This is a genomic window from Paraburkholderia sp. GAS82, assembly GCF_050436285.1.
Lineage (GTDB): Bacteria > Pseudomonadota > Gammaproteobacteria > Burkholderiales > Burkholderiaceae > Paraburkholderia > Paraburkholderia phenazinium_B.
In genome coordinates this window covers 168,327-188,180 of record NZ_JBNDLX010000004.1, presented here as the reverse complement: position 1 = coordinate 188,180, position 19,854 = coordinate 168,327, and the positions used below count along the sequence as shown (strand labels likewise).

14 protein-coding genes are annotated in these 19,854 nt (G+C 61.3%); 6 read left to right on the top strand and 8 right to left on the bottom strand.

Annotated elements, in window-relative coordinates; genetic code table 11:
• Positions 1-29: 29 nt before the first annotated feature.
• A complete protein-coding gene (locus P3T17_RS14340; protein WP_429407397.1) occupies positions 30-1,421 on the bottom strand; it encodes a calcium-binding protein in 1,392 nt (463 codons plus the stop codon).
• A 323-nt stretch (positions 1,422-1,744) separates the two neighbouring features.
• Here P3T17_RS14340 and P3T17_RS14335 point away from each other — a divergent pair, with 323 nt between their 5' ends.
• The 3 genes from P3T17_RS14335 to P3T17_RS14325 all read left to right on the top strand — a co-directional run bounded on the left by P3T17_RS14335 (position 1,745) and on the right by P3T17_RS14325 (position 5,667).
• Positions 1,745-2,848: a glycosyltransferase family 4 protein gene (locus tag P3T17_RS14335; protein WP_429407396.1), complete on the top strand. Its 1,104-nt coding sequence runs from the start codon at positions 1,745-1,747 to the stop codon at positions 2,846-2,848.
• Positions 2,836-4,053 (top strand): glycosyltransferase family 4 protein, encoded by a 1,218-nt coding sequence (locus P3T17_RS14330; protein WP_429407394.1) that lies wholly within the window; start codon positions 2,836-2,838, stop codon positions 4,051-4,053. The genes P3T17_RS14335 and P3T17_RS14330 overlap by 13 nt, the downstream gene beginning before the upstream one ends.
• Positions 4,054-4,116: 63 nt before the next feature.
• The gene (locus tag P3T17_RS14325; protein WP_429407392.1) at positions 4,117-5,667 is read left to right on the top strand and encodes a hypothetical protein; all 1,551 of its coding nucleotides are present in this window, start codon (positions 4,117-4,119) and stop codon (positions 5,665-5,667) included.
• 25 nt (positions 5,668-5,692) lie between these two features.
• Here P3T17_RS14325 and P3T17_RS14320 read toward each other — a convergent pair whose 3' ends face one another.
• Positions 5,693-6,613, bottom strand: a complete 921-nt coding sequence (locus P3T17_RS14320) for a glycosyltransferase family 2 protein (protein WP_429407390.1) — start codon at positions 6,611-6,613, stop codon at positions 5,693-5,695.
• Between the two features lie 376 nt (positions 6,614-6,989).
• Here P3T17_RS14320 and P3T17_RS14315 point away from each other — a divergent pair, with 376 nt between their 5' ends.
• Positions 6,990-9,041 (top strand): acyltransferase family protein, encoded by a 2,052-nt coding sequence (locus P3T17_RS14315; RefSeq protein ID WP_429407388.1) that lies wholly within the window; start codon positions 6,990-6,992, stop codon positions 9,039-9,041.
• Positions 9,042-9,046: 5 nt separating this feature from the next.
• Here the strand turns inward: P3T17_RS14315 and P3T17_RS14310 are convergent, their stop codons facing one another.
• Both P3T17_RS14310 and P3T17_RS14305 read right to left on the bottom strand, forming a co-directional pair.
• A complete protein-coding gene (locus P3T17_RS14310) occupies positions 9,047-10,153 on the bottom strand; it encodes an acyltransferase family protein (protein WP_429407387.1) in 1,107 nt (368 codons plus the stop codon).
• A gap of 7 nt (positions 10,154-10,160) precedes the next feature.
• Entirely contained in the window at positions 10,161-11,645 is a 1,485-nt protein-coding gene (locus P3T17_RS14305) for a flippase (protein WP_074264921.1), read from the bottom strand.
• A gap of 337 nt (positions 11,646-11,982) precedes the next feature.
• Between P3T17_RS14305 and P3T17_RS14300 the strand changes: the two genes are divergently transcribed.
• Complete coding sequence (locus P3T17_RS14300; protein ID WP_429407385.1) at positions 11,983-13,089, top strand: glycosyltransferase family 4 protein; 1,107 nt, start codon at positions 11,983-11,985, stop codon at positions 13,087-13,089.
• Positions 13,090-13,122: 33 nt separating this feature from the next.
• Positions 13,123-14,199 (top strand): glycosyltransferase family 4 protein, encoded by a 1,077-nt coding sequence (locus P3T17_RS14295; RefSeq protein WP_429407383.1) that lies wholly within the window; start codon positions 13,123-13,125, stop codon positions 14,197-14,199.
• 33 nt (positions 14,200-14,232) lie between these two features.
• Here P3T17_RS14295 and P3T17_RS14290 read toward each other — a convergent pair whose 3' ends face one another.
• The 4 genes from P3T17_RS14290 to P3T17_RS14275 form a co-directional block, all read right to left on the bottom strand.
• Positions 14,233-15,123 (bottom strand): hypothetical protein, encoded by an 891-nt coding sequence (locus tag P3T17_RS14290; RefSeq protein WP_429407381.1) that lies wholly within the window; start codon positions 15,121-15,123, stop codon positions 14,233-14,235.
• 84 nt (positions 15,124-15,207) lie between these two features.
• On the bottom strand, positions 15,208-16,122 hold the full coding sequence (locus P3T17_RS14285; RefSeq protein ID WP_074264917.1) for a transcriptional regulator: 915 nt from the start codon (positions 16,120-16,122) through the stop codon (positions 15,208-15,210).
• A gap of 197 nt (positions 16,123-16,319) precedes the next feature.
• Positions 16,320-17,453, bottom strand: a complete 1,134-nt coding sequence (locus tag P3T17_RS14280) for an SGNH/GDSL hydrolase family protein (RefSeq protein WP_429407379.1) — start codon at positions 17,451-17,453, stop codon at positions 16,320-16,322.
• A gap of 86 nt (positions 17,454-17,539) precedes the next feature.
• Positions 17,540-19,813, bottom strand: coding sequence for a condensation domain-containing protein (locus P3T17_RS14275; RefSeq protein WP_429407378.1), 2,274 nt, complete (start codon positions 19,811-19,813; stop codon positions 17,540-17,542).
• Positions 19,814-19,854: the final 41 nt, after the last annotated feature.

Here is a 19,854-nt window from a genome sequence, read left to right as displayed (position 1 = left end):
GCACTTTCAGGTGCTAACTTGGCAGGTGCTCAGGTTCCCGGTGTATTCGCCGGTGTGATTTCGAGCAGAATGACGTGATCGGGTACATCCACGGTGAGTTGGCGCAGGTCGCGATGGCTTGCGCCGGGCGTTGCCGAAACGAGTGGATCGTACACGTCGATACGGCTTACCTGCGCGCCGAGGTCCAGTTCGACGCTGGCGGGTGGGCTGGTGAGCGGCTTTCCCTTCTCCCGGTTCCAGATCGGCGTTTCGTTCCATAGCGCCAGCACGAAGCGACCATCCTTTTTCTGCAGCAACAGGCTGTTGGCCGATACCGGCATTCCCTGGAGCGTATACGCGAGCGTGCCTTGCGATGCGCCGTTGGCACGGTGCGGCGCGCCGTCGTTCAGGATCGACGTGAGATTACGGATCGCCTCGGCCACCGGCTTGGGACTGTTGTCGTTGCGAAAGAGGCCATAGTGCATCTCGCCGCTCTTGCTGTCCGGGTCGGGCTTTTCGTCGAGCAGTTCGTAGACATAGGTCCGCTTCACGCCCGCCGCCGCCGCGTCCATGTAGCCGTTGAGAATGCCTTTGGCCTGGGTCCGCTCGTCGACGCCGATCATGTACCAGCCCGCCTGAGGCATCGAGAAGTAGCCGAATTCGGTGATGACGAGCGGTAGATGGTACTTCTTGACGACATCGATGGCCGAGCCCATCCACCTGTCGCCGTTCGCGTTATAGGTGGGTTGTTCGCCGTTTTGCGGGTAGACGTGCTGATTCGCGTAATCGGCCGAATCCGCGCGTGTGTCGACCGTCTTTTCGTCGTAGCCCGTGAGATCGTAGACGGGTACGCCCTTGAGCTCCGGCGTGGCGTGTACGCGTGTAAAGATCTCGCGCTGCACGGCCAGTCCGGCGGCCGTGCCCGTGAGACCGTGATAAGGGATGGGCCAGTTGTTGATCTCGTTGAAACCTTCGACGGCCGCGACGCTGCCAGGCACGGCGGCGTTCAGCTTCGCCGCCTGCCCGATCGCTTCCACGAACTTCGAGCCCGTCAGGAAGTTGAATTTGACGCCGCGTTGCGCGAGATAGACATAAGTCGAAAACGGCGGCGAGTCGCCGGGTGCATAGTCGCGAACGTAGTGGATCCCGAGCCATGCCAGATCGTCGGCGACGTTATGCACATTGACATAGGCGCCATCGGTGTAGTTCACGTGCGTAATGACAGCGAGCGTTTCGATGAAGGCGTCGGTTGGCATGGCGCGCACGGCATCGGCGGCTTGCACCGTCGATGCGCATGCGAGCGCGCAGAGGCTGGCTGCGAGGCTTGCGGCGGTGCGCACGCCAAACGCCCTGTAGGGCCTTTCCCGTCTCGCGTGTCGCGCGCCGGGAGGGGCGGCTGGGCTGGCGAGCACGTTATGGGCGGTTGCTGCGGAATGCTTCACGGGGACTCCTTGCGCGGGAAGGTTGCCGGTTCCGCGCGCTTTGCGCCATGCCGGCAGCTCGATGGGTTCACCTAGTATGGAGGCGTATTCATCGATCATTTTGATGCGTGGTGGCGTGCTTCGTGTGTGGGGCGGCGAACGGATAGGGCGCCCCCTCTGAAAACTGGCGTTGCATGAGCGACGGCGAACATTTTTCTGGCGGTGGGTCGGTCACACTCTGGGCCATAAGACCTGTATCACAGGGTCTGCCGAATCTGGTTGTGTGTCGCGGTGACTTTGCGCACGCGTAACGACGTACTTTGAGCGATGCCCGGAACCCGCCGATGAAATCCCTGCATATTCCGAATCTGGTAATCAATGGCCGATTTCTGGGCCGACGCGCGACGGGCGTCGATCGCTTTGCATTCGAGACCATTCGGGCGCTCGACCAGATGATCGAAGTGGGCGATCCGCTCGTCGCCGGACTGAGGACCGAGATCGTCGTGCCCGAAGCACTGGCCGATATGGCCAATCCGTTCAGGCACGTCGGACTGCGGGCGAGCGGTAAAGGCGGCGGCCTGCGTTGGGAACAGCTGGCGTTGCCGAAGGCCGCATCCGGACGGTTGCTGGTCAATCTCTGCAACTCCGGGCCGCTGCTGTACGGCCGCCAGGTGACGGTGCTGCACGATGCAGCGCCCGCGCGCGTGCCGGACAGCTATAGCCGCTCCTTTGTCGCCTGGTACCGGCTGATGGCGCCGCGCATCGGCCGGGTATCGCGCCGCGTGCTGACCGTGTCGGAATTCTCGCGGCGCGAGTTGAGCGACGCTTACCGGATTCCTGCCGGCAAGATTGGCGTCGTGCCCGAGAGCGGCGAGCACATGTTGCGCGTCCAGCAGGAGCAAGGCGCCGTGGAGGCCACGCTGAACGGACGTCCGTTCGTGCTGGCGGTGGGAAGCCTCAACCGGCATAAGAATTTTCGTCTCGTGGCCGAGGCCGCGCGCCTCATTAACGATGCGCAGTTCGACATCGTGGTGGTGGGCGGCGGCGATGCGCGGGTGTATGGAGCGGGCCAGAATGCCTTGCCCGAATTCGTGAAGCACCTCGGTTACGTGAGCGACGGCGAGCTGGCAGCGCTCTACCAGCGTGCGGCCTGTTTTGTGTATCCGTCGCTTTACGAGGGTTTCGGACTTCCGCCGGTCGAAGCGCTGGCGCTCGGCTGTCCCGTCATCGCCTCGAGGTTGCCGGCCGTGATGGAAGCGTGCGGCGATGCCGTGCTCTATACCTCACCGGACGATCCCGCGGAACTGGCGCGCCTGCTTGAACAGATCACCGGCGACGCTGCGTTGCGCGCGAGCCTGCGTGAGCGGGGCCGCGCGCGTACCGCGGAACTGACCTGGCGTGCCACCGCAGTTAAACTGATCGAGGAGATCTCGCCGTGGCTAATGTAACGCTTGCCGCAACCCTTGCAAGCGACACACGTCGTTTCGGCCGGGTCGCCCTTGTGCACGACTGGCTCGCTGCATACGCGGGTTCGGAAAAGGTGGTGGAACAGATTCTGCAACTGTTTCCCCATGCCGATCTCTACAGCATCGTCGATTTCTTCCCGGAGTCGCAGCGCAGTGTGCTGGGCGGCAAGCGCGCCCATACTTCATTCATTCAACACTTGCCGCGGGCGCGCAAATCGTTTCGCGCTTATCTGCCGCTCATGCCGCTGGCGATCGAGCAGTTCGATCTCTCTTCTTACGACCTCGTGATTTCGTCGAGCCATGCCGTGGCCAAGGGCGTGCTGACCGGACCGCATCAGGTGCATGTGAGCTATGTGCATTCGCCGATTCGCTATGCGTGGGATCTGCAGCATCAATATCTGGCCGAAGCCGGCATGCAACGTGGAATGAAGAGCTGGATCGTGCGCCTGCTGCTGCATTACATGCGTATCTGGGACCAGCGCACCGCCCACGGTGTGGACGCTTTCGTCGCCAATTCGGCCTTCGTCGGAAGGCGCATCCGCAAGGCTTATGGTAGCGAAGCCACAGTCGTCTACCCGCCTGTCGATGTCGAGCGATTCGAGCTTGGCACCCAGCATGAGGACTTCTATCTGATTGCCTCGCGCATGGTGCCGTACAAGCGGATTCCGCTGATCGTCGAGGCCTTTGCGGCGATGCCCTCGCGGCGTCTCGTGGTAATCGGCGACGGCACTGATTTCGCGCGCGCCAAAGCGAGCGCGACGCCCAACGTGACGCTGCTCGGCTATCAGCCCGATGCGGTGCTGGTGGACTACATGCAACGCGCGCGTGCCTTCGTTTTCGCCGCGGAAGAGGATTTTGGCATTTCGGTAGTCGAGGCACAGGCCTGCGGCACTCCGGTGATCGCTTTGGGCCGCGGCGGTGTACGGGAGATCGTCATCGATTCGGCGGATCCCGAACGCGGCACCGGGCTGTTCTTCGAAGAACAGACTGTGGCGTCCATTGTCGATGCGGTGGAGCGTTTCGAGCAGCGCCCGGCGTTTCGCGGGGAAGTCTGCCGTCGCAATGCGTTGCGCTTTACAGCGGAACGGTTCAAACACGAATTCATGGATGTCGTGGAACGCGCGATGCATGACAACAAGGGGTTCGCCGATGCACAGCCGGCGCTCCAGTACCGACGCTCCGCATAAGACGGTGCAGCAACAGGATCGTTCGCGCATGAGCGTGCGGTGAACGGATAGGGGTTCAAGCAAGTGGAACTGACGGTATTTGGGATCCTGGTGATCGTCACCGGCATGGTGGCGCTCTACACGTCGCATAGCGGCGTGGTTTACGGAATGGCGGTGTACTCGCTGTTCGGTTGTGCGCTCGCGCTCGGATTGGGCGGAATCGGCATCCTGCCCCCGCAGCTCTTTCTCGCATTCTTCGTCCTGAAGGCCTTCCAGATGGGGGGCGGGAAGAAGATTAACGAGGCGTTCTCGATGGATCAGCCGGGCTTCTGGCTGCTGTGCAACTGCGTGTGGGCAAGCGTGGGCGCCATGCTGCTGCCGCGCCTGTTGCTCGGTACGACGCTCGTGTTTCCGGTCGATCGCAGTACCACGGAAATTCTGCTGAAGCCGCTCGCTCCCGTCTCGGGCAATCTGTCCCAGGCGGTGTATTGCATTGGCGACGTGCTGGTGTATTGCTGCATGTATGCGTTTCTGAAGTGGCGTGGCACGTACAGGACGCTCGCCAACGCTCTCCTTCTGCTAACCCTGCTCGACGTGGTCGCGGGCGTGCTCGATGCCGTGTCGCACATCGCCGGCATGGACATTCTCTCGTCCGTCAAGACTGCGCAGTTCGCCGACCTGAGCGGCGAGGAACTGGGTGGACTGGTGCGCATCAGCGGCACGTTCAGCGAGACGTCCGCATTCTCGACCTTCACACTGCCGTTGTTTGTCTTTTGCCTGAACCTGTGGCTGGTCGGGTGGCGGCAGAAACTGGCTGGCGCGCTGGCTATTGCGACGGGGATACTGATGTTGCTGTCCACGTCGGGGAGCGCCTATGTCGGGATGGCCGGGTATCTGGTCGTGCTGGTGTTCAGCCGGCCCGGTCTCGTCACGCGTGACGCCGCCGCACGCAAGCAGCGCATGTGGCTCATCTCGGCCTGCCTCGGCATGCTCGGAGTGATCTATGTCATGCTCTTCCTGCCGGCGGTGGTAACGACGATTGGCGATTTTGTCGACGCTGCGATCCTGAGTAAAGCGGGCAGTTCCTCCGGCGTCGAACGGATGGGGTGGAACAATCAGGGCATCACCAACTTCTTCGATACCTATGGGATAGGCGTTGGATTGGGCAGCATCCGGGCATCGAGCTTCCTGGTGGTCTTGCTGGGGAGCCTGGGCGTGGTGGGTGTGGTCTGCTATGGGATATTCGTGGGCAAGTCTTTGTTGTCGCCCATGCCAACCCATTACTCGTTCACGGAGCGCGCCATCTGCTACGCGTCCCGGCACGCCATGATCGCAGCATTGATCGTGGCTTCGACTTCGGCCGGGGTGTTCGAGCTTGGCTCGTGTTTCTACCTGTTTGCGGCCGCTGCGGGCGCACTCTCGCCGCTTGCATCGACGGGCGTGTCGAGGCGCCAGACACGGGTTGCATCTGCGGCCTATGTCTGGCCCAGTCACAACGCGGAACCCGTCATGCACGCAGAAGCTGCGAACGTAGAAACGGTGAACGTGGAAAATGTCGAAGTGGTGATGGAGCCGCGGCGCGGCCGCAAGCGTTCTGTCGAAGAGAAGCTTGCGAGAGTGCGCCGGACCTTTTAGGACCTTTTAGTCCGGCGCGTGTGAGTTACAGCTTGGCCGCGCGTTCGGGCGTCAGCCTTCCGCGCAGAAAGTCCCACAGGCCTATCAGATTGCCGCTCAGACGGCCCCGACGGTCGACCCAAGGCTCCGGCGCAACGCTTCGCACAATATTGCTGCCCACGTTACGCATAACGTGGTCAAGCGCATCGCGCAACGGCATCGTATTCTTTCTCACCAGATAGAGCGGATTGATAACCTGCGAATAGCCGAACTTGCGCCCAGATACTCTTCCGCGCTTGACGCCAAGGTGCACGCCGAGCGCAGTATTGATGCGAACCACGCGGCTGCCCAGATTCCAGATCTGGCCTCCAAAGTCGCGGTCCTCCTGCCAGCCATAGAGAACCAGGCGCTCGTCGAAGCGAAGGCCTGCAATGCTGCGCGCCCGGAATGCCATATTGCATCCATAGGGACCGCCCGTCGAAGTGATGGATAACCTCTCCGGAATTTCATTCGTCCTGGCGAGGATTGCCCGTCCTTCTTCGAAAGAATAACCCGGTCCATGGATGCCATCCGCGATGACGGTTCCAGTCACGCAGGCAATCGAGGGGTCGCTGTCCATGACCTTGAGGACTTCCTGAATCCATGTGCCATGCATCAGGAAATCATCGTCCAGAAAGATCACGACATCGAAGCCGTCCGGCACATGGTTCAACGCATTGTTACGTTGCGCGGGGAGGCCGGGCTTCCCCTTGATCACGAGTATTCCGGGGTGGCTGGCCACGTTGCCCACATCCTCATCCGACACGCAGGAGACAATGGTCAGGTCCGGCTTGACAGTCTGCAAATCGACGAAGGCGATGACATGCTCAAGGAGTTCGGCGCGGCCCCGCGTGGCGAAGATCAGGCAGATTCTCGATCGTTTGCCGGGAGAGGAGCCTTTGTCGGGGCTTATTTTCACAGTTTCCATCCTCAGTTCCTATGCTGGAGCCAACTTCCGCGGTCTGGTCTCGGGCTGAAAATCCCAGATGCCACAAGCAACGCCAGCCCGCATATAGGAGGGCATGGTATGGGTGACGCAGATACAACACTGCTGCCTACCGCACACGCAAGCGCACGCGTCTCGAGCGGGGGCCGCGGTGAGTCTGTTCCACATGGAATGTGCCGCAAGGACGCTGCCTGAGCATGAAGGATGGTTGCGCTTACGTGGGGTAGGTCGCAGTACGCGTACTGGCGAGCCGATACTATTCAGGGACAAACTGACCGGCGCTGCGTCGCGCGTCGTCATCGAGCGGACCAGCTATTGGCCAGGCCCGCAGTCAAAAGAATGATTGGGGGAATTCCCGGTGAGCGTCACATTACGCAGGCCCGTGGCCGGCTATCGGCCGGACATTGATGGATTACGCGCGGTCGCGGTTATCTCAGTGGTCATTTTTCATGCGTTCCCGACGGCGTTGGCCGGTGGCTTCGCCGGTGTGGACATCTTCTTCGCGATCTCCGGCTACCTGATTTCGCAGCACATCATCGAGACGCTCGATCAGGGACGTTTCAGCCTGATTGACTTCTACGTACGGCGGATCAAGCGCATCTATCCGGCGCTCATCACCGTGATGGTCGCCACGCTTGCGGCGGGCATCGCGCTGATGGCCTCGGGCGAACTCAGGCAGCTCGCCGCGGATGCGCTCGCGAGCGTCGCGTTCGTCGCGAACGTCTATTTTTATATGACGCGCGACTACTTTTCGCAGGGCGCGTCGGCAAGCCCGCTATTGCATCTGTGGTCGCTCGGCGTGGAGGAGCAGTACTACATCATCTGGCCGGTAGCGCTGTTCGTGCTCTGGCGATTCACGAGCCGGCGCGTGGCGACGTTTGCGATCGCGGCGGCCATCTTGCTCTCGCTTGCCTGCAGTATCGTGCTGAGCAGGACGCACGCTATCGCAGCGTTCTATCTGCCGCTCACGCGCTTCTGGGAATTGCTGTTCGGTTCCGCGCTCGCATGGGCGCAGTTTCATTCCGCCAAACGCGCCGCCTTGCCTGCAGGCGACACGGTGCAGGCAGGTCGCCTGACGCTGCGCGATCTGGCCTCGGTGGCAGGCGCGATCCTGCTTGCCATGAGCTTCGCGCTGTTCGATCCGGGTACGGTGTTTCCGGGCTGGCGTGCGGCACTGCCTGCCGGCGGCGCTACGCTCATCATTGCCGCGGGTCCGGCGGCGTGGTTCAACCGGCGCGTGCTTTCCGTCAAGCCGATGACCTACATCGGACTCGTCAGCTACCCGCTCTATCTCTGGCATTGGCCGATACTGGTCTTTGTGCGTCTGTTGAGCAGCGATACGCCAACCGTTGCCATGCTGGTCGCCGCCATCGTCGTCGCCTTTGCGTTGTCGTCCGTCACATTCAGGTTTATCGAGAGGCCTGTGCGCTACAGCCGCGTGGTGCGCTGGCATCCGCTGCGTGCCGCGTGTGTTCTCGTCGCGATGATGATGGGCATCGGCCTGTCCAGCTACGCGATCTCGCGCGACAACGGCTTGCCCGGTCGTTTTCCCGATGCGAACTTTGGTGCGAATCCGGAACACTGGGCATCCACCGATGCGTGCAAGAAGACCTTCCCGGCTTCCGAGCTATGTGTGATGCCCGCACCCAACGGCCGTCCCGAGATTGCCTTGCTCGGCGACAGTCACGCCAATCACTTTTACGATGGGCTGCAACCGGCATTGGCATCCGATGGGGATAGCCTCTTTGCGGTCGGCGCCGGCAATTGCCCACCGTTCTCCGACGTCGACATTTATCTTGATAAACACGTCAAGCATTGCTCGGAGCTGTTCCGTAGCGTGCTCGATTACGTTGTGAATTCGCCCGATATCCATTCGGTGATCCTGTCGAGCTACGCCATTTCGACGATCGCGGGTGGCCTCGACTATGGCGAGGGCGACACCATCCGTCTGCTGACAGCGGACAGCGGCCGGGCGGGTCTGACGACGGTAGGTCAGAGCGACGGGAGCAACCTGAGCGTCTATCTCGCCGGTCTCGAACACACCTTGACCCGGCTCACTGCCGCAGGTAAGCGCGTCGTGTTTGTGCTGGACACGCCGGAGCTGGATTTCAATCCCAGCACCTGCGTACGTCGTCCTGTGCAATTTTCGCTGCGCTCACCCTGCGCGGTCCCACGCGCGAAAGTCGAGCGTCGACTGACGCGCACGGAAACGCGCATCCTCGCGGTGCTGGCGAGGTATCCCGGCGTAAAGGTGTTCAATCCGCTGCCGTTCCTGTGCGATGCGCAGAATTGCTACGCGCGGCGGGGCGGCGAGTTCATGTACGCGGACCGGGATCACCTGACGCCTGACGGTTCACGCTACGTCGGCAAGTGGCTCGCGCAAGACGTCGAAGACGCAGACGGGACCTGAGCCAGTCAGATCGCGTCCTGTTTGACGGACACGTTGCGTGCCGGGACGTCATGGGCAGCCATAACCGGCTGGCTGATTACCGCGTGCCTCGTTCCATGCCGCGGCATCTTCATTAGCCGGTGCAACAGCCGGCGCGCGCCGGTGTGCAGCGGCTTGTCGACGAACCAGTAGAGCATGCCGCCCACGGCGGTCGCCACGACGATGATGGCCGCTACCCCGATGGGCGACGTGACGTCAAAACCGTGGATCGCCTTTGGCAAAAGTTTGCGCGCGGCTTCGACGCAGTAGGGATGGCTCAGGTAGACGGCATAGCTGGCATTGCCAACGAATATCGCGCCACGGGTCAGCGGGTCGGAACCGATCATCGATTCGAGACTCAGGCTGCCGAAGACCATCAGAAACGCCGGAATGCCGAAATACAGCAGCGGCGCATCGGCCATCTGCTGCCAGTCGACGAACGCCATCCACACGTAACATCCTGCCACCGTGCAGGCGGCGAGGACCGGATTGATCCGGATCCCACGCTTCCAGAGCCACCAGGCCGTGAAGCCGAGCGGGAACTCAAAGACACGCTCGTGAGAATAGAACGTGGCAATCGCGCCGTGCGAGCCGGATGCCCTGACTACGCAAAAGATCGCGAGAATCAACGCCGATGCGAATAGCAGCCGATGGCGGCGCATCAGTATCAACGACACGGCGGCGACCATGTAAAACATCATTTCGTAGTTCAGCGTCCAGCCGACGAACAACATCGGGAAGATTTCGCCGCTTTCCTTGCGGTAGGGAATGAAAAGCAGTGACCTGAGCAGGTTCCCGAGATTGGCCGTGGTTGAATTGAACAATGACGGGGCGATCAGGGTGGCGGCGAACACGCTGAAGGTCAGCAGCCAGTAGAGCGGCACGATCCGGGCAATGCGGTCGGCGAGGAAGTGCCGTGCGGTCATGCCGGGGGTGTCCAGCACGAGTGCGATCACAAAGCCGCTCAGCACGAAGAAAATATCCACACCGAATCCGCCGAACGTGTGGCCGGTCGGCGCGAGGGTGTGAAAGAAAATCACTGTCGTGGCTGCGATGGCGCGCAGCACGGTTAGCGAGTGGAGCTTGTTCGTCATGGGCGGCTCATTGGCTACTTTGCGCCCAGCGGCGCGTGTAGTTGCGCATCGACGCGACCAGCTCGAGCAAACGCGCGTAGGCTCGCGGTTCGGTGCGTGCGCTCCATGCGAGCGCAACGGCTGTCGTGCCGAGCCAGACCACGATAGCGGGCCACGTGAGTGGAGCGAAGACGAGCGTGCCGACATACGCGAGCGCGATGATCAGCGCCGGCACGGCCAGCATGCGCGTTGGCCGGGCATCGAGGCGCGCGGCATGGAGCAGCAGCACGCCATCGAGCAGGCAGCGCGCGCTCCATGCGAGCGCAGCGCCCAGTACGCCGAAGTGTTGCAGCATCCACCACAGCAGGGCGAAGAACGGCAACATTTCGTAGGCCTGGAAACGCGCGACGATGCCGGGCTTGCCGATTGCCTGCAGGTGACAGGCAGCGAGCGATGCAATCGAGGTGAGCCAGATACCGACGAGAATCGTTTCACCCACCGACGCGGCCCGTGCGGCGAAGTCCTGGCCCACCCACAACGAGAGAAACGGATGCATCAGGAATATGCCGAACACGGTCATCGGCGTGAGTGCGGCGGCGAGGCCCCGTATCGAGCTGGAGGAGAGCGCTGCGGCGCTCGCGGCGTCGAGCGCAGAGAGGCGCGGAAATAGCGTCCGGACAATGACCGAGGGAAAGATCCGCACACGGCCGGCGAGATTGAAAGGCACCTGATAGTAGGTGACCGCCTGCGGTCCGAGCGCGTGGCCGATCATGAGGCGGTCGGCGGTCTCCAGCAGAGGCTGCGCGAGGCTGGTCACGCTGATCCAGGCGCCGTACGAGAAGAGTTTGCCGACCAGGTCGCGGCGCGGGCCGGCGGCGAGGCGCAGCGGAAAGACGCGCCACACCGCGAACGCGGTCACCAGCAGCGCCGCGATCCCGGCCACTAGCGTGCCGTACACCAGATACCGCAGGTTCGGGCCGAAGAGAAGCGCCGCCCCAAGCGGTACGAGCTGGTACATCAGGGTGACCGGAAGCGTGACGACGTTGAGCGTGCCAAAACGCTCGCGCCCCACCAGTGCGCCGTTGAAAACGGAAATGAGGTTCGAGAGCGGCACGAGGCAGGCCACGCAGGGCAGCGCGGGCAACAACTCGTTACGCAGGTCCGGACCCATGTCGAAGTACGAGAGCAGAACGTGCATGAGCCCATAAAGTGCGACGCCGCCCGCGAGACCCAGTGCGGCGTTGAGGATCAACGCGGTCCACAGGACGGCCTCGCGCTCGCGGTGCGGCTCTTCGCCGAGTTGCGCGATGCGGTTGGACGTCGCGGATGACAGCCCCAGATCGAGAAAACCGAAATAGCCCTGCACCATCCAGACGATGGCGAGCACACCGTAGCGCGCTGCGCCGATGTAGTGCAGATAAATGGGCGTCGTCACCAGCGCGACGAACATGGGCAAGATTCCGCCGATGAAGTTGAGCGTGGCGCTGCGTTTGAGGCTGGGTCTAGCTGTCATGTGGTACTCCAATGCGCGACTTGCACATTCTGGCCGAGGCGGCCCGGAGCGTTTGTGTGTCGGCGCACGGTGGGGTGGGCTTTGCATTATTAAAATTCGCCTGCACCGCGGGGCAAGGCGGTGACGGGCGTTCGCGTGCCGCAGCGGCATGCATGTTGCATGCTGCAGTTGCGTGCTGCAGTTGCGTGCGGTAGGCAGCAGTGCCGCGTTTTGTGCGCCGATAACCTGTCTTCTTGAGAAAGCTGCATCGTCCTGCGTGATGTCGTCACATTCGGTCGTCCGCAACATCGTGCGCACTATTGCGAAGAACATTCACGCGTGAGCGTACGGAAAGGCTATGAAAACGATCGCATCGAAAACGATAGCGTTCAACGGCAAGTTCTTCGGAGCAGCGCCGACGGGCGTGCACAGGGTTGCGGAGCAACTGGTTGCAGCAACGGATGCCCTGATCGCCGGGCAGGGCGGTAACGGCGTGAACTACGCCGTCGTAGTCAGAGATCGGGTCGAGATTCCGCCTTACCGCAATATTTCATGCGTTCGCGAGAGTCATTGGGCTCGCAAGATCCACAGGATCGCGTGGGAACAAGGCTATCTTCCTTTCGCGCGCAGGAAGGATTTCATTCTCAATCTCTGCAATCTGGGGCCGCTGCTTCATCGCAATTCGGCGACGATGATTCACGACGCCCAGGTGTATTCCGCCCCCGAATCCTATTCCCGGGGTTTTCGGACGTGGTACAAGTTTCTGTTCTTTTTCATCGGCAAGCGGCACAAGATCATTTTTACCGTTTCGGAGTTCTCCAAACAGGAACTCGTACGTTACGGCGTTGCCAGTGCCGACAAGATCGTCGTCGTACACAACGGTTGCGACCATGTTTTGCAGGTTGTGCCGGACGAGGGGCAACTCGCGGCATTGCGCCTCACGCCGCGACGCTATGTGCTTGCGCTCGCGAATACCCAGAAGCACAAAAACATCGGTGTCCTGCTCAAGGCCTTCGCCGATGCGGAGCTGCGGGGCGTCGAGCTGGTGCTGTTCGGTGGCGCGACACAGGCCGATTTCGAAAATCTGGGGCATGTGGTACCGCACAACGTGCGATTTGCCGGCCGCATTAGCGATCCGGAGCTCGTTGGACTGATGATCAATGCCGGCGCGCTCGCCTTTCCGTCGCTAACGGAAGGGTTTGGTTTGCCGCCGCTGGAAGCGATGGCGCTGGGCTGTCCGGTTGTGGCCGCGCCGTTCGGCGCACTTCCGGAGGTGTGCGGCGAGGCCGCGCTGTTTGCGGACCCTTTCAACCCGGACGCGTGGCGTCTGAATATTCTGAAGGCGCTCGACAACGAAGCCGTGCGGCATTACCTGATATCCGCCGGACGCCGGCAGGCTGACGGCTTCACCTGGAAACAGGCGGCGCGCAACCTGTGCGACGCCCTGAAGGCGGCGAACCGCTAACTTGCCTGAAGACAGAGATATTTGGGGTAAACAATGTCGATTGATGTTGATTTCTCATTGGCGCTGAATGATCGTACCGGGAAGCTTTTTTTGGGGAGGGACATTATTTCCTCGCTCGGTCACCGGATCGCGAAGGTCCGCTACGGGCGCTTTCACGGATTTCCGCCCAATAATTTCATGCGCCGTGTGGTGGGTCGCCTGACCCACAAGGAAACCATCGCGAGGGTGTATAGGCCCCGGTTGGCTTCGTTCATGCCGGTCATTCGTACGCCTCGTCCTACGTTGCATCTCGATCCGCTCAGCGTCGTGCGTCATCGCCTGGAGGCGAGGGACATCGTGCTCTGTCACGACGTCGGTCCAATCACGCATCCGCAATACTTTGCCCCTGGCGTGAATGATCTGTACAGCCAGGCTTATGAGCAGATCCGTCGAACCGGGCCTCACATGGTGTTTGTCAGCAAGACGTCCCAGCGGGAATTTCATCGGCTCTACGGCGACGATTTTGCTTCGTCGAATGTCATCTACATTCCGACCCGGTTGGGGGTAACGGAGGGCGAAGGGCGCCCGGTGGATGGACTGGAGTTACCCTTTATCCTGACCGTCGGGAGTATCGGTGACCGTAAAAACCAGGCCCGTTGTATCGAGGCCTTCGCGGCAAGCGGGCTGGCGGAGAAAGGGTGGCGGTATGTGATCGTCGGCGGGCGCGAGCCCGGTGCGGATAACGCTATCCAGCTGGCGAAGCAAACCCCCGGGGTTGTGATGCCGGGATATACGACTGATGAGGAGCTTCGCTGGCTCTACCGTAACGCATCCGGTTTTGTGCTGATGAGTCTGCTGGAAGGATTCGGAATGCCGGTTGTCGAGGCAACGGAGCATGATTTGCCGTGCCTCGTTTCCAGCTCCAGTATTTTGACGGAAATAGGTGGGGAGGCGATGCTGGACGCCGATCCGCTTGATCCTGAATCGATCGCATCGGGTATGCGGTTGCTGGCCGACATGCCGGATGAGGAACGTGCCCGGCGAATTTCCCAGGCCCGTTCGCATCTCCTGAATTTTGCCCGCGAACCCATCCTCGCCAGCTGGAGAGAGCTGATCGAGAGGGTGAGCTGAAGCGGACAGGAAAATTACGACTGTGATGCTGGATTAGCGGACCCGCTCCAGATTGCGAACGATACGCCTGCGCACGGGAACGACAACCTTCATCACCGATGACTTCGCATTGTCGGTGCCGGGGTTCGTACCGGGCGGCTGGGGAGTGACACCGAGTTTGCGCAGGAAGTGATTGGCGGCAAAGATACGGCCACGGGCCCGGCTCGCGTCGGTCTCGTAGACGAACGCATAGGACACGCTGCGTTCCGCGCCGGTTTGAACCCAATGGGGCGCGTCCTGCGGCTGGTGAAAGCCATTACCGGGCACGAGGTCGAAGACGTGTTCGAGGCTCTTGTCGCGCGTGGCGAGATCCACCTGGCCGATCTCTATTTTGCCCTGCACGTAGAAATCCTCGAGTTCATCTTCCCGAACCGCACTCGGACGATAGACGTGGTATTGCTTGCCGCCCTCGATCTGAAAGAAGTGATTGATTTCCGGATCGAAATGAAACGGTGTGGTCGAGGAGGCGGAGCTGATGAAGATGGCCGATTCGAGCCGCACGATCTTTTCACCGTTGAGACCGCCGCGCAGTTCGGCCACTTTTGCAAACAGTGTGTCCAGCAGTTCTCGAAAGCCGGCGTCATAATTTTCGGGCCGCTTCAAAAGCACGCGCGTCGGCCCCATGGCAAGCTGGGCGAGCGCTTCATCCGGTTTCGACGGTTTTGCCTTGACATCGAAGAACCTGGTCCCCGGCGTGGGGGCCGAGTTGGAGACGTAATAATCCGCGGGTTGCTCACGATACTTCTTTGCCAGCTCCGTCAATGCCTCCGGCTGGAACATCGGCAGCTGATGCAGATAGTGTTTGAAACTGAACGGCGTGTTGTTGAACGCGGTCTTGTAGACAGCGGGATCAACGGTCAGTAGAGCATCGGCAGAAGGTAGCATTGTTGTCAATCCAGACTAGGTGACACAACTTTTCAAACGCGGCAGGAACCGATGCCCATTCGTCCAGCCCCGCGTTCTGCGGCACTAGCCGCCTCTGCGCAAAGCCGACCTGGCAGCTTCGCGAACGGCCTTCGCTGTCCCAAACGCCATAGCCTTGGCGCGATCCTTCACCGGGCTTTGTCCGGGTGGAGTGGGATTGATTCCAAGCTTCCTGAGGTGATGGTTGGCCCGATAGATATCCGCTCGCACGGAGTCGATAAACTGGAAGTTCACGCTCAAAGTCACTGAGATGTTGTCGGCGTTCTTCAACCAGTGGGGACAGTTGACAGGAACGTGAACGCCATTTCCGGGAGCCAGTTTGTACAGGCGCGCGCGGTCCTGCAGTTCGGGTCTGTAGTTCGGCGCGTTGTTGTCCACCGCCCAGAATTCCTCGATTTCCTCCTCTGGAAGAATTTGCCGGTCTTGACGATCGAAGACGTACAGATCCTTTTCCCCTTGGAGCTGAAGAATGAAATTGCATTCACGATCGATGTGATAGGCCGTCACCCGCTTCGGCGACGTCACGAAGATGATGATGTCTTCCCTGCTGATCTGGGGTTCGATGTGGCGTCCTACCAGATCCTTGACCTCTTCCATCGCTTGTCTGTACAGCTCGGTATAGAGCGGATCTCGTTGCGCACTTCTGAAAATGAACCAGGCGTCCGACTCTTCCAGCTGGGTTAGCGCGTTCAGTGGTGAGAACGCGCGATTCGTATCTCGCCATTTTTGACCAGGTGCGACGTTGCCCATGTCGTAGTAGAGATCAAATGGGCGCGTCTTCAGGGTTCGCTCCGCGAGGCCCATCAATTGAGGGAGTTGAAACAGCGGATGGCCCGCCAGATGGTGGGCGACCTCGAAGCTCTTCCGCTCGAAATTCTCGCGGAACAGCGAAGAGTCCGAGTCGATCCATTTGTCAGGCAATGTCGCTTCAAGTACTGGGGGAACCGTGGACATGTCCATGCGATCGCTCCTTGCAGTCTGATCAGGAAGCCGTCTCATCCAGCCGCTCGCTTGGCGGCACTGGTATTAAAATCTTTATCTATAAAACGGTACTATTTCAGGGGTTTCGAATAAACCGCTCTGTTGCAACTGGCTCATATGGCCTGAAGTGTGGTCCGTGTTCGCCCCGGCGAATGTGCGCCGTCGCTCATGTCATGCTATTTGGTTAAAGGTGTGAGTAGTGGCGCGTCTGCGCGCGTGCTTGCAGTGAAGCTCGGCTGCAGAAAGCCGAACACCTCGGCATCCGTGACCGGTTTGAGATGCAATCCGAACGCAGTGTTCAGGGAAGTGACAAGGTGTTGCGTCCAGAGGGTATTCCAGACTACGCCGGCATGTCCGTCGGCAAGGACAGCGTTGTGCGGATCATCGCCGGATGCATTGGTGATTGCCCAGCCAGGCGACAGATGCACGGTCTTGTACAGCGGGCGGCCCTGGTCGTCGCGGGTGCCCCACAGACTCCTGAACCAGGCGCGATCATCGAGAAAGTGGACATGTCGATCCGCCGCGGCCAACTTGCGCAAGCCGTTGTCGAAGCGATCAAGGCCTGCGTCGATATTGGCTATCTGTCCGGCCGATTGCCAATTGTCGAACTTGATCGACCAGTCCGCATTGCTGAGCACACCCACCAGCACGATATTCGTATCCGGGTGTTTTCTGCGGATCAGAGCGACGCTCTCGGCGATTGCGCCAATGCAGGCGTTGATCGCGGCCCCGGGGCGCGAAGCATTCGGATCACGGGAGAGCTCGTCGAGGATGTCTTGCGCACCGAGATCGTTGATGCCAATCCGGATCAGCACGATGCCGCCTCGCCAGGCTTGTGGCTCGGTGTCCATCAGGTCGACGAGGCGGGGCGTCTCGCGCAACGGATGGCCCATCAGTTGATTGCAGGTAGCGCCGCTGACGGCAAAATTGTAGCGATAGTCGTCCTTGCGAGGCGCCCGGGCGAGAGCACCGAAAGCCTCGTCGAAATAGGCGCGATACTTGCCGGTGCCCCACGTCCCCCAGTCGCCGAGGTCGATCTGGTTGCCCCGCAGCCGGGCGATGACTTCGGTCCACTGCCAGGTGGTTGCGCGCCGGGGGCCGCCTCGCATGTTCGGGTCTCCCAACATCCGCGCGTCATGGTAGGACTGGCTATCGGAATCCCCGAGCACTGCAAGTCTTATCCTGTCAGACGGCATCGGCAGGCCGGCAGCAAGGGAGGTGGGCGGGCGGCGGAACAGGTAAGGCATGGCGAGCGTGACAAAGATCAGGCCGGCCACGGTCAGTGCACTCAGAAACGCCGCCAATAGCACTCTACGCAAACGGGACATAACCCAGCCACCTTGTCGAGTCACGTCCCGTTCTGGCGCAAAGGACTATTTTTGAAGCCACTTCTGATCTAGGCCTCGGCACGGCTCAGCAATGCTGCCGGGGCGTCCTGCTCACCCGAACTGGCTGCAACCCTGTTCGCTCCGATTCCGCCCAGGCGTTCACGCAATTGCTTGCCGATCACCGCAGAGCCGGCGGGGCGGAAAATCTGATCGTGCATGCCCGGCACCTCGGTGACGACCAGCCTGTTCCCGACCACCGGCTGCCATCCCAGGTCCCACGCGAACAGACGCCCTTTGAGCACCTGGCCACTGCGGAAGATCTGAACGTCGCCGTCATAGGGTGCCGGACGGTAGCGGGCCTGCTGAGCCAGCAAATACTCGATGTACCAGCGATTCTCAGAAACCATGTGCTCCGACGCATTACCCTTGATGAGGCCGAGCCTGAGAGCAAGGTCCGCGATGCCGAGCCAGCGCACGATCCGATACTGCTTGAGGAAGGTGACCATGGAGGTTTCGCCGCGCATGGCCTTGCGGAAGTCGCGCGGGATGTTGTCCGCACGCACCTGCATCTTGCGCAATTTCTGATCGTACCAGGGCATCGACTCGCGATAACCCGGGCACCATGAATCGTTGAGAACGACGAGCTCCACCGTTTCGCCCTCACGCCGCAGCTGATGGGCCGCCTCCAGCGATAGCGAACCCAGCACGCAATGTCCCATAAGGATGTAGGGACCTGTTGGCCGGGCCAGCCTGATCAGGCGTACGGCGTCCGCGGCGATATCCTGGAAGGCCCGCGGCGGGAACTCGCGCGGCGGCCCTTCGGGCACCATCGGAATGTCGATGATGGGCCGGTCGGTGCCGATCTGCCGGGCCAGTTCGTAGAATACGGCCGTGTTGTTGAGCACGATGATCGGCGTGCCCGGCGCGTTCTCGTTAAAGCGCACGATGTTGCGTACTTTTGCCTCGATCTCGGCCTGACTCATGAAACCGCTGGCGCCGACGCCTGCCGTGAGTTTCACCGTCTCTTTCGCGGGTGCGGGTGCTGGCGAGCGCTGCGTGACGATTTCAACGGTTTCCAGCACCTCACGCCACTTCGCCAGATGACGGTCGATCGTCTCGACGTCGTAGAGGTCCGTGTCGCCTTCGCAGGAGATGCGCCAGCCATCCGGGCGCCGCACCATAAAGAAGTTGAGATCGTAGAGCGCGCCCGCGTTGAACGAGGGCGAGGTCGTCGCGGCGAAATCCTGGCGGCGAACCTCGTCGCCCATGCCGACGAAGCTTTGCTGCAGGGCGAAGTTCACCGAGCAAAGCGGCGGGCGATCTACGCCGGAAACCTCGCCGGCCATCTGCATCATCTCTTCGAACGGCAAGTGCAGATGTTCGATGGCGTCGCTAAGCTTGGCGCCACACTGCGCGATTATGGAGGCAACGGTGCTGCCTTCCGGAACGTCGAGGCGCAGGATCACCGTGTTGATGAGCGGTCCGACGACGCCCTCGAGTTCCTGTTGATCGCGCACCGACATCTGCGTGCTGATCGCTACCCTGGTCTGGCCGGCCGCCGTTTGCAGCGCCATCGCGAGGCCCGCAGCCGCCACGCTGAACAGCGTCACGCCCTGGGCCTTGGCGGCCGCTATCAGGCGATCGCTCAGCGCAGCGGGCAACAGAATGGAGCGAATGACGCCCTGGAAGCGCCGCTCCTGCGGCCGGGGACGATCGCCAGGAACGTCGAAGCGGCTGAAACCCGTCAGTTCCTGACGCCAATGGGTGCGGGCGCGATCGAGCGCGCCGCTGGTCAGGAACGCTTCCTTCCACAACGCGTAGTCGCCATGATGAAGGTCGACCTCGGGGAATTCGGCGTCATGGCCGGCATGCAATGCGGCAAGGCCTTCCACTAGCTCGCGCGTGAGGATTGCGAAGGACCAGCCGTCCATCACAAGCGAGTGGAAGGTCAGCTGCAATTCGCCCTGCGTGTTCGACCGGGGCAACCACACGGCGCGGAAGAAGGAGGGGGACGACAATGCGAAAGGCGTGCGAGCCTGCTGTCTGCCGACACGTTCGTCCTCGGCAAGGGCAGCCTTCTCGTCGAAACCGGCAAGGTCGACCACTTCGAGCTGGAAGGGCGCGAAGCTCCAGACCTGCTGCTGCAGCCCCGCACCCGTCATCAGGAAGCCAGTGCGTAATATCTCGTGCCGTGCAACCAGTTCGCTGAGTACGCGTTCGATCCTCGCGGCACTCAGCGGCCCGGACAACTGCAGCCGGAAGGCGATATTGAGCGCGGACGCCTTCGGCGATGCGTTCTGTTCATGCCAGAACCGCACCTGGCAGGCGGTCGCCGGGAACAAGGCGAAGCTGGCTTCGCTCTCGTCGGTCTCGGCGATCCTTA